At 46.0% G+C, this 10,340-nt stretch carries 8 protein-coding genes; all 8 read left to right on the top strand.

Going from position 1 to position 10,340, the window contains the following annotated elements; all coding sequences use genetic code 11:
• Positions 1-212: 212 nt before the first annotated feature.
• The 8 genes from G470_RS0109880 to queA all read left to right on the top strand — a co-directional run bounded on the left by G470_RS0109880 (position 213) and on the right by queA (position 9,675).
• Positions 213-1,013: a TIGR00282 family metallophosphoesterase gene (locus G470_RS0109880; RefSeq protein WP_028274682.1), complete on the top strand. Its 801-nt coding sequence runs from the start codon at positions 213-215 to the stop codon at positions 1,011-1,013.
• A gap of 47 nt (positions 1,014-1,060) precedes the next feature.
• On the top strand, positions 1,061-3,661 hold the full coding sequence (gene mutS / locus G470_RS0109875; protein ID WP_028274681.1) for a DNA mismatch repair protein MutS: 2,601 nt from the start codon (positions 1,061-1,063) through the stop codon (positions 3,659-3,661).
• 18 nt (positions 3,662-3,679) lie between these two features.
• Complete coding sequence (gene mutL, locus G470_RS0109870; protein ID WP_028274680.1) at positions 3,680-5,665, top strand: DNA mismatch repair endonuclease MutL; 1,986 nt, start codon at positions 3,680-3,682, stop codon at positions 5,663-5,665.
• A 98-nt stretch (positions 5,666-5,763) separates the two neighbouring features.
• A complete protein-coding gene (locus G470_RS0109865; protein ID WP_028274679.1) occupies positions 5,764-6,354 on the top strand; it encodes a DUF937 domain-containing protein in 591 nt (196 codons plus the stop codon).
• Positions 6,355-6,372: 18 nt separating this feature from the next.
• Positions 6,373-6,819 carry a peptide-methionine (R)-S-oxide reductase MsrB gene (gene msrB, locus G470_RS0109860; RefSeq protein ID WP_028274678.1) on the top strand — a complete coding sequence of 149 codons (447 nt, stop codon included), beginning with the start codon at positions 6,373-6,375 and terminating at the stop codon, positions 6,817-6,819.
• A 137-nt stretch (positions 6,820-6,956) separates the two neighbouring features.
• On the top strand, positions 6,957-7,568 hold the full coding sequence (gene ruvA / locus G470_RS0109855) for a Holliday junction branch migration protein RuvA (protein ID WP_028274677.1): 612 nt from the start codon (positions 6,957-6,959) through the stop codon (positions 7,566-7,568).
• Positions 7,569-7,589: 21 nt separating this feature from the next.
• Complete coding sequence (ruvB, locus tag G470_RS0109850; protein WP_028274676.1) at positions 7,590-8,609, top strand: Holliday junction branch migration DNA helicase RuvB; 1,020 nt, start codon at positions 7,590-7,592, stop codon at positions 8,607-8,609.
• A gap of 34 nt (positions 8,610-8,643) precedes the next feature.
• Complete coding sequence (gene queA, locus G470_RS0109845) at positions 8,644-9,675, top strand: tRNA preQ1(34) S-adenosylmethionine ribosyltransferase-isomerase QueA (RefSeq protein ID WP_028274675.1); 1,032 nt, start codon at positions 8,644-8,646, stop codon at positions 9,673-9,675.
• Positions 9,676-10,340 lie beyond the last annotated feature (665 nt).

Below are 10,340 nucleotides of genomic sequence, written 5' to 3'. Positions count from 1 at the left end.
TAATTATAGGGGTTCACTGACCTTTTTGCATTTTAAATACAAAAAAGGTATCAGCGAATCATTTTGATTCACCAACACCAAATATTATAGAACCATTTTCCGGTTGTTTCAGTTTTTTCGTATTAATGGGCTATATACATAGGTCTTTAGATGTCATAAGATAAAGTATGATAAAATAAGCGTGATGTTATTAAAACGAGAAGAGGAAAAAAATGAAAGTATTGTTTATCGGCGATGTAGTCGGGTCAATTGGAAGAGAAGCAGTGGATAAGTACCTCCCGCTACTGAAAAATAAATACAAACCGCAAGTAACGATTTTGAATGGAGAAAATGCAGCTGCAGGTCGGGGAATCACTGAAAAAATTTACAAACAATTCCTTCAAGCGGGGGCGGATGTCATCACGATGGGAAACCACACGTGGGACAATCGGGAAATTTTTGACTTCATCGATGACGCGAAAAAGCTGGTTCGTCCAGCCAATTTTCCGGAAGACACGACACCGGGACAAGGAATGGTGTATGTGAATGTCAATCAACTCAAATTGGCAGTCATCAATCTTCAAGGGCGCACGTTCATGCCGGACTTGAACGACCCGTTCCGTAAAGCGGACGAATTGATTAAAGAGGCATCCAAACAAACGCCTTTTATTTTCATCGATTTCCATGCTGAAACCACGAGTGAAAAGCAAGCGATGGGTTGGTATGTGGACGGCCGTGTCTCCGCAATGGTAGGAACCCATACCCATGTGCAAACAAACGATGCACGGATATTGCCACAAGGGACGGCTTATTTGACGGATGCAGGCATGACTGGGCCGTATGATGCAGTACTTGGAATGGAAAAAGAAAAGGTGTTGCAGCGGTTTTTGACAAATCTGCCCACTCGATTTGAAGTGCCGAAACAAGGCAGAAGCATTTTAAGCGGCTGCTGTCTTGAACTGGATCCGCGTTCTGGAAGAGCTGTTTCAATCAAACCTATATTGATCAATGACGATCATCCTTTTTATGGATAAAAGAACGGACAGAAAGAATGAAAAAAAGTAGAAATTAGGTGAGTCATATGCCACAAAAAACGAAATTAACTCCTATGATGGAGCAGTATCATCAAATTAAAGAACAATATCCGGATGCATTTTTGTTCTATCGATTAGGTGACTTTTATGAAATGTTTTATGAGGATGCCGTCAAAGGTGCCCAGGTCTTGGAATTGACCTTAACCAGCAGAAATCGGAATGCAGACGACCCGATTCCAATGTGTGGGGTGCCGCATCACTCTGCTCAGCACTACATTGACCGATTGATCGAAAAAGGGTACAAAGTGGCCTTGTGTGAACAAGTGGAAGATCCAAAAGAAGCGAAAGGGATGGTGAAACGCGAAGTCGTCCAATTAATCACTCCCGGGACGGTGATGCAGGAGAACTCCCTCGAAGCAAAAGAAAACAACTTCCTCAGTGCTGTTTCTAAAATCGAACAAACGTATTATTTGGCCTTTACGGATTTGTCAACAGGAGAGTTGAAAGCAACCCGCCTGAACGGACAGGAGGAAGTCATCAACGAACTCGCTGCGTTGCAGACAAAAGAAGTGCTGTTTGCAGATAAGGAAGAAGCATTCCAACAACAAGTACAAAAAGAGCTTGGCATTGTTGTGTCTACGCCGCGCACGCCTTATGAGAACCATCAATATGATGAGTGGACGGAAGGCATTGAAGATGAGGGAATCCAGCATGTGCTGGCGTTATTGCTGAACTATTTATCCGATACACAGATGAGAAGTTTGGACCACTTGCAGCCGGCGGAAGTCTATACGGCTTCTCATTATCTAAGGATGGGACCTGGTGCGCGCCGCAACTTGGAACTATTGACGTCTTTAAAAGAAGGCGCCAAAAGTGGAACGCTGCTTTGGTTGTTGGATGAAACAAAAACAGCCATGGGCGGACGCTTGTTGAAGCAGTGGATCGATAAACCCTTGATTGAAAAAAGCAACATCGAAAAACGGCAGAGTCTGGTTGAAAATTTAATCAACCATTTCTTTGAGCGAACAGACTTAGCTGAATTGTTGACTCGAGTCTACGACTTGGAACGTCTCGCCGGAAGAGTGGCTTTCGGAACGGTCAACGGCCGGGATTTGATTCAACTGAAAAACTCCCTCAAACAAATTCCGCAAATAAAAGAAGTCCTCTCCATGATGAACGATGGCGTATGGGACGAGATGCTGAGGGCATTGGATCCGGTGAAAGAAGTCTCATGGCTGATTGAACATGCCATTGTAGAAGAACCGCCCATTTCGGTGACGGAAGGCGATGTCATCAAAGACGGATACAATGAAAAGCTGGATGAGTACCGGGATGCGATGCGCAACGGGAAAAAATGGATTGCCAATCTAGAAAAAGAAGAGCGTGAACACACCGGGATCAAAAATCTGAAAGTCGGATTCAATAAAGTGTTTGGGTATTACATCGAAGTCACCAAGGCAAACTTAAAGCATTTAGAAGATGACCGTTATGAAAGAAAACAGACATTGACCAATGCGGAACGATTCATCACTCCGGAGTTGAAGGAAAAAGAAAGCTTGATTTTGGAAGCTGAAGACAAGTCCAAGGCGTTGGAGTACGAACTCTTTTTGGAAGTGCGCGAGCAAGTCAAGCAGCACATTGAACGGCTGCAGCACTTGGCCAAGAAGGTTTCAGAGATTGACGTGTTGCAGTCTTTTGCGGAAGTCAGCGAACGGTACCAATACGTCAAACCGTCTTTCCATACCGATTCGCAGCATGTGAATATTCAAGACGGACGGCATCCGGTAGTGGAAAAAGTGATGGGCGACCAGTCGTACGTTCCCAACAATGTGCAATTGGATCCTGAAACCGACGTGCTGTTGATTACAGGGCCCAACATGTCCGGGAAAAGTACCTACATGCGTCAGTTGGCTTTGACGGTTATCATGGCCCAAATGGGGTGTTTTGTCCCTGCAAGCCATGCGGAACTTCCGATTTTCGATCAAATCTTCACCCGCATCGGGGCGATGGATGATTTGATTGGCGGGCAGAGTACGTTCATGGTGGAAATGATGGAAGCCAACCATGCACTCAAGCACGCCACGCCGCGTAGTTTGCTGTTGTTTGATGAACTCGGACGGGGAACAGCCACGTATGACGGAATGGCGCTTGCAGAAGCGATCATCGTATATGTGCACGACGTCATTAAGGCTAAGACGCTGTTTTCCACCCATTATCATGAGCTGACCATTTTGGAAGAGCGGCTGCCGCGTTTGAAAAACGTACATGTAGGCGCCGTAGAAGAAGACGGCGATTTGGTTTTCTTGCACAAACTGGAAAGAGGCGCCGCAGATAAAAGTTACGGCATCCAGGTGGCAAAATTAGCCGGCCTGCCGAACCCTCTCTTGAAAAACGCAGCGGAAATATTGGACGAATTGGAGCAAAAAGGCAAGTCGTTATTCGCAGAAGAGACATCGGAACCTGCTGTCGAAATGCAAGAAGAGCCGGTTCCAACCCAGACAGATGGACAGCTTTCACTTTTCAGTACAGTTGATTCAGAAGACGAGCAAGTATTGAATGAATTAAAAACTTTGCAAATCATGAACATGACACCGCTGGAAGCGTTGAATAAGTTGTCTGAGATTCAAAAGATTTTGCTGCAAAAATAAAGAAAGGAGGGGACAGCGATGAACAGCATACGTGTCCTTTCTTCCAGACTGGCAGACCAAATAGCTGCCGGTGAGGTGATTGAACGCCCGGCTTCCGTTGTGAAGGAACTGGTGGAAAACGCCATTGACGCCCACAGCACACAAATCGACGTGTCGGTGGAAGAAGCGGGACTGAGAAAAATCGAAGTCCGGGACAACGGTGACGGCATTCCCCCTGAAGAGGCAGGTAAGGCGTTCCAACGCCACGCCACCAGTAAGTTGCAGTACGATGAAGATTTGTTCCGTATCCGTACCCTCGGCTTCCGAGGAGAGGCCCTACCCAGTATCGCCTCCGTTTCTGAGTTGACGCTTGAAACGTCAACCGGTGAAGGAGAGGGAAAGCATATTTCACTAAAAGGCGGCGCAGTGGAAGAAGAAAAACCAGCTGCTTCTCGTAAAGGGACGACCGTCACAGTGGAGAACTTGTTTTTCAACACACCAGCCCGCTTGAAATATATCAAGACGTTGAAGACAGAATTGGCTAATATAACGGATATTTTGAACCGATTCGCATTGGCACATCCTCACATCGCATTTCGCCTGGTCCATGATGGAAACCAAATGATTCGGACTGTAGGCAATGGCGATTTGCGTCAAGCCATTGCCGGAGTATACGGAGTAGAAACAGCGAAGAAGATGCGCGCGGTATCTTCAGAGAATTTGGATTTCCGGGTTTCAGGGTACGTGTCCCTTCCTGAAGTCACCCGTGCCAGCCGGAATTATATGACGCTGATTGTCAATGGCCGTTTCATTCGCAATATGGCGTTGAGCAGAGCGATTGAAACTGGCTACGGCTCGAAGTTGATGATTGGACGGCATCCGGTTGCAGTGGTAAATATTGAAATGGATCCATTGCTGCTGGATGTGAACGTTCATCCCACTAAGCAGGAAATCCGTATCAGCCGCGAAGACGAACTGGGGCAGTTGATCAAACAAGCCATCAATACGCGGATGAACAAAGAACAACGTATACCGCATGCTCTGGAGAACATGAACAGTGCCAAAAAGCAGCCTGCTCCAAAGTACGAACAAACCAAAATAGATTTTCGTGAACCGTCTGTTTCAGAAGACAAACCGTATACACCTGATTCTTTCGTTGGGAATCGGACAGAGAGGTACAAATCTTGGCAAACTGAGTCGTCTGTCGATCCACAAGGGAGACGGCAAGATGAAGACAACGGTTATGTGGAACAAGAAAACCAACCGCCTGGGAATCGTGTGGAGGAGCCTTTCTCTTCGATAGAGAGGAAGCCGTCACTGCAGGCGGGCGCAGTGCCTCTCAATGACCAGGAGCTGGCCGAAGAGCATGTGACAGAGTCGCCGTTGACGACAGCCCAAAAGTTGAAGAAACGGGAAGAACAGGCTGCAGGAAAGCCATTCCCTGAACTGGAATACATCGGTCAGATGCACGGCACCTATTTGTTTGCTCAGAACGAAGAGGGGCTGTACATCATCGACCAACATGCCGCACAGGAACGAATTAAGTATGAATATTACCGTAGCCGCATCGGTGAAATAGGAACTGCGCAACAGGAATTGTTGGTCCCGCTTGTCTTGGAATATACGACCAGCGATTGTCTGATCATCCAAGATCACAAAGAAACACTGGAAAAAGCCGGGTTACATTTGGAAGGTTTCGGTGAAAATGCCTTTCTCTTAAGAAGTCACCCTTCTTGGTTCCTTCCGGGACAGGAGGAAGCGACCGCCAAAGAAATGATTGATTTCTTGCTGCAAAAGCAGAGTATCAGTGTGTCTGACTTTAGAGAAGCGACCGCCATCATGATGAGCTGCAAACGGTCCATCAAAGCCAACCATTATTTGGGAGACCAACAGGCACGTGCGCTATTGGTGGATTTGGCTAAGGCAGCAAATCCTTACAATTGCCCGCATGGACGTCCGGTCTTGGTTCATTTCTCCACTCAAGACATGGAGAAGATGTTCAAACGGATCCAAGACCGAAATTAAGGTCCTCCGCGACAAAAGCAACAAGCGGAAAAATTGCTGTCTTTCGCCTTTTTGCGTTAAAATAAACTGAGTAGAAAGAAAGAGAAGGGAGCGGCACCATGGACATTATTTCGACTGTATTGAATCAATTAACCAATCAAGACAATCTGAAACATGTAGGCACGCGGGCAAATGCGCAGCCTTCTGAAGTACAAAAAGTCGCACAAAAAGGCCTGCCGTTGATTATGGAAGGATTGAATCAGCGCACAGCAAAAGATTCCGATACTTCGGCCCGGTTGGCGTCATCGATTGAAAAGCATGAAAAAGACGATGTGGCCAATCTGCCCAATTTATTCCAAAAGTCCAACCCAGATGAAGGCGGCCAATTGTTGGACATGGCCTTCGGAAACCAACAACGAGATGTGGAGTCCCAATTGTCCAAAGACACCGGCGTGGAACAGTCAAAAGTCGGCACGATTTTGAAATTGATTGCACCTATTGCACTAAGCATGTTGGCGAAAAAGAAAGGTTCAGGATCGTTAGGTGCTAGCGGCATTTCCAGTCTTCTCTCTGGTTTCAGTGGAGATATGCAAAAGCAATCCGGGTTTAATGCGTCGAGCCTGATTTCTGGATTTCTAGGAGGCCAGGATTCAAAAGACAGCAAAGAAGGTCCATTAGATAAACTAGGCGACCTGTTTAATCGGAAATGATCAGGAGGGAAAGTTCTGATGAAAAAAGCGTATGACAAAGAAGAGTTGAAAAAACGATTGACGCGTGAACAATACGAAGTCACGCAAAATGAAGCCACTGAAGCTCCTTTTACAGGAGAGTACGATGATTTCTATGAAGACGGTATCTATGTAGATGTGGTCAGCGGGGAGCCATTGTTTTCCTCGACCGATAAATACGATGCCGGATGCGGTTGGCCTTCATTTACCAAACCAATCGAGAAACAAGACTTGAAAGAGAAGTTGGACATGAAATACGGCATGATTCGTACGGAAGTCCGCAGCAAAGAAGCAGATTCGCATCTTGGACATGTATTTAATGATGGACCACAAGAAGCGGGCGGATTGCGCTATTGCATCAACTCAGCCGCGATGCGCTTTGTTCCTGCCGAACGTTTGGAAGAAGAAGGATACGGCGAATACAAGTATCTTTTCGAAAACAATTAGTGTCAAAAAGCGAAGGAAGCGTAGTTGCTTGCTTCGCTTTTTTTCGTGTACACCTTCATTACAGCTGTATTTGTGGTAGAATAGCAAATATGGGAACATATGTCCCAGTAAAATGAAATAGAAATGGAGAAAAAGCCGTGTTTGAGTATATCAAAGGGAAAGTTACATACATCGCGCCGGCTTATTTGGTATTGGAAAGTAACGGTGTTGGATATCTGCTGTATATGGCGAATCCATACCGGTATACGGATAAAATGGGCGAAGAAGCCACCATTTATGTGTATCATGATATCCGCCAAGATGCGATGTTGCTGTATGGCTTTAGAAACTATCAAGAAAAACAACTGTTCTTAAAATTGGTAAGAGTGTCCGGAATCGGACCGAAAAGCGCCATGGCGATTCTTGCCAATGAAGACCATTCCGGATTGGTTCAAGCGATCGAAAACGACGATGTCGCCTTTTTGATGAAATTTCCCGGAGTCGGCAAAAAAACGGCCGGTCAACTGGTGTTGGATTTGAAAGGCAAACTGGGCGATTTAGAGTTGCCTGGAGGAGATGCCCGCCCAGCAGCTGCTCTCTCTGCGGATGAGGAGACCAACAAAGAGCTCTCAGAAGCGGTTGAAGCACTGCTTGCATTGGGATACAGCAAAAAAGAAGCAGCCAAAGTCAAAAAACATTTGGAAACAATGGACGCTTCCACAACAGACGCCTATTTAAGAGAAGGTTTGAGGTTGTTGACGAAACGATGAGCAGTGAAATGAGGTGCACACATGTCTGCAGAAGATAGAATGATTTCCGCTGATGCGCAAAATGAAGAAGAAGCGGTCATTGAAAAGTCCCTTCGTCCCCGGTGGTTGAAACAATACATCGGACAAGATAAAATAAAACGGGAATTGTCCATCTACATCGAAGCGGCCAAAAAAAGGGAAGAAGCGTTGGACCATGTGCTTTTGTATGGACCTCCCGGACTGGGGAAAACAACGATGGCCATGGTTGTTGCCAATGAAATGGCCGTCAATATCCGCACAACGAGCGGACCAGCTATTGAAAAATCTGGCGACTTGGTGGCTCTCTTGAATGAATTGGAACCTGGAGATGTGTTATTTATTGATGAAATTCATCGTATGCCGCGGCTGGTGGAAGAAGTCTTGTATTCTGCGATGGAAGATTATTACATCGATATCATCGTAGGGGAAGGGGCGAATGCCCACCCGGTCCATTTCCCGCTTCCGCCGTTCACATTGGTCGGAGCGACGACGAGGGCTGGAATGTTGTCGGCGCCTTTAAGAGACCGATTTGGCATTGTGGCCCATATGGAATACTACAGCGTTGACGAGCTCAAGGAAATCGTTCTGCGTTCTGCGGATGTGCTCCAGACTCCAATTCATGAGGAAGGAGCGCTTGAAGTCGCACGTCGTTCCAGAGGCACTCCGCGGATTGCGAACCGTTTATTGAAACGGGTGAGGGATTTTGCGGAAGTGGAAGGATCGGGAGTGGTCACAAGTGAAGCTGCTTCTGAAGCGTTGGAACTTCTGCGTGTGGATGCAGAGGGACTGGATTCATTGGATCACCGGATGCTGCTCACAATGATTGAGATGTACAATGGTGGACCTGTCGGCCTTTCCACCCTGGCAGCAAACATCGGTGAGGAAACTGAAACCATCGCGTATATGGTGGAGCCATATCTCCTCCAAGCAGGGTTCATTCAACGGACCCCGAGAGGCCGGGTTGTCACTCATTATGGATACGAGCACCTAGGTTTCCCGATTCCGACAGATGGGGACAAGTGAAACAAAGTTATTTGAATGAAAGAAGGATGGCAACATGCTGACGACAGAGGATTTTGATTACGAATTACCTGAAGAATTAATAGCGCAGACTCCATTGAAAAACCGCTCCGAATCACGAATGATGATTGTGGATCATGAAAAGAAAGAATACACTGATGAAAGGTTCCCGGCCATCATTGAGCAGTTAAATCCCGGAGATGCATTGGTCATGAACAATACACGCGTTCTTCCGGCCAGGTTGTATGGGGTGAAGCCAGATACCGGGGGTCATTTGGAAGTGTTGTTGTTGAACAACATGGACGGTGATACTTGGGAAACACTTGTAAAACCGGCTAAAAGAGCTAAAAAAGGAACGGTCATTGAGTTCGGTGACGGCCGCTTGAAAGCCGTTGTGACGGAAGAATTAGAGCATGGCGGACGCATTGTGGAATTTTCATATGACGGCATCTTTTTAGAAGTGTTGGAATCGCTGGGGGAAATGCCGCTGCCGCCTTATATCAAAGAGCGTTTGGACGATCCGGACCGCTATCAAACCGTGTATGCAAAAGAAAACGGCTCGGCTGCTGCGCCGACCGCCGGTTTGCATTTCACGGAAGAAATATTAGAAGCCATCCAGAAAAAAGGTGTTCACTTGGTCTTTTTGACCTTGCATGTGGGACTGGGAACATTCCGTCCAGTCAGTGTAGACAATATCGAAGAGCACAAGATGCACGCGGAATTTTACCAATTGAACCAAGAAGCGGCCGACACATTGAACAAAGTCCGTGAGAACGGAAATAAAATCATCGCTGTTGGGACAACTTCAATTCGGACATTGGAAACCATCGGGACGAAATTTGACGGCAAACTTCAAGCCGACAGCGGATGGACCGATATTTTCATCGCTCCGGGATACACATTCAAAGTGGTTGACGCCTTTTTGACCAACTTCCACTTGCCGAAGTCAACTTTGGTAATGTTGGTAAGTGCCTTTGCAGGCCGGGAGTTGATTTTGGATGCATACAAACATGCCGTGGAAGAGCGGTATCGTTTCTTTAGTTTCGGAGACGCTATGTTTGTGAAATAAACGGATGCATGAAAAAGGAGCTTGGGGAAATTCCCAAGCTCCTTCTTTGACGCAGAAAAGGAAACTGAACCGTTAGAGCGTTAATTGGTTTCGGTCAGAATAAATGGGACGAGAGTCAAACTGCATGTGATAGATGCTGGTTTTTCATTCCTTCTGATTTATTCTTCCATTTCAACGATTGTGGTGAACACGGCATTCGAAACAAATTGACTGCTTTCACTTTTTGCATGAACACATGGTGCATGAACCTGGCTCAGTTCCTTTTCTCTATGTTTACTTTATCATCTCAAAGAAGCAGTTGCCATTATTTTGACTCCGTGATGCAAGAAAGATTTACAGAATGGAAGAATGTATTCTTTCGCTAAACATGGTATAATATTAAATTGTGTGCTGTGTAGACGAGCAACGAATAAGACTCAAGCAACGATAGAAGTGTTCCCACCAATATAGAGATAAAGTCCATATAATTGTGTAAAAGATAAAAGGCCATGTAACAGCCCTTTTACGGTACAATGTTTTTAACCACAAAAACATACCCAGGAGGACGTTACATGACCCAAGTACATTTTACACTGAACAACGAAGAGGTTCAAAGTATTATTGAACATTCGGTAAAAGATGAAGTTTCTAAAAATATTTTGACCACTGTTTTCAACCAATTGATG

This window comes from Atopococcus tabaci DSM 17538 (genome assembly GCF_000429585.1).
In the GTDB taxonomy this organism is placed as follows: Bacteria; Bacillota; Bacilli; order Lactobacillales; family Carnobacteriaceae_A; genus Atopococcus; species Atopococcus tabaci.
Note: the sequence above shows the minus strand (reverse complement) of the source record. Positions and strands in the feature narration are given on the sequence as shown.

What these genes read in the sequence shown, in the direction of transcription:
- G470_RS0109880 (WP_028274682.1), top strand. Translation starts at nt 213, where the DNA reads ATGAAAGTATTGTTTATCGGCGATGTAGTCGGGTCAATTGGAAGAGAA.
- mutS (WP_028274681.1), top strand. Translation starts at nt 1,061, where the DNA reads ATGCCACAAAAAACGAAATTAACTCCTATGATGGAGCAGTATCATCAA.
- mutL (WP_028274680.1), top strand. Translation starts at nt 3,680, where the DNA reads ATGAACAGCATACGTGTCCTTTCTTCCAGACTGGCAGACCAAATAGCT.
- G470_RS0109865 (WP_028274679.1), top strand. Translation starts at nt 5,764, where the DNA reads ATGGACATTATTTCGACTGTATTGAATCAATTAACCAATCAAGACAAT.
- msrB (WP_028274678.1), top strand. Translation starts at nt 6,373, where the DNA reads ATGAAAAAAGCGTATGACAAAGAAGAGTTGAAAAAACGATTGACGCGT.
- ruvB (WP_028274676.1), top strand. Translation starts at nt 7,590, where the DNA reads ATGTCTGCAGAAGATAGAATGATTTCCGCTGATGCGCAAAATGAAGAA.
- queA (WP_028274675.1), top strand. Translation starts at nt 8,644, where the DNA reads ATGCTGACGACAGAGGATTTTGATTACGAATTACCTGAAGAATTAATA.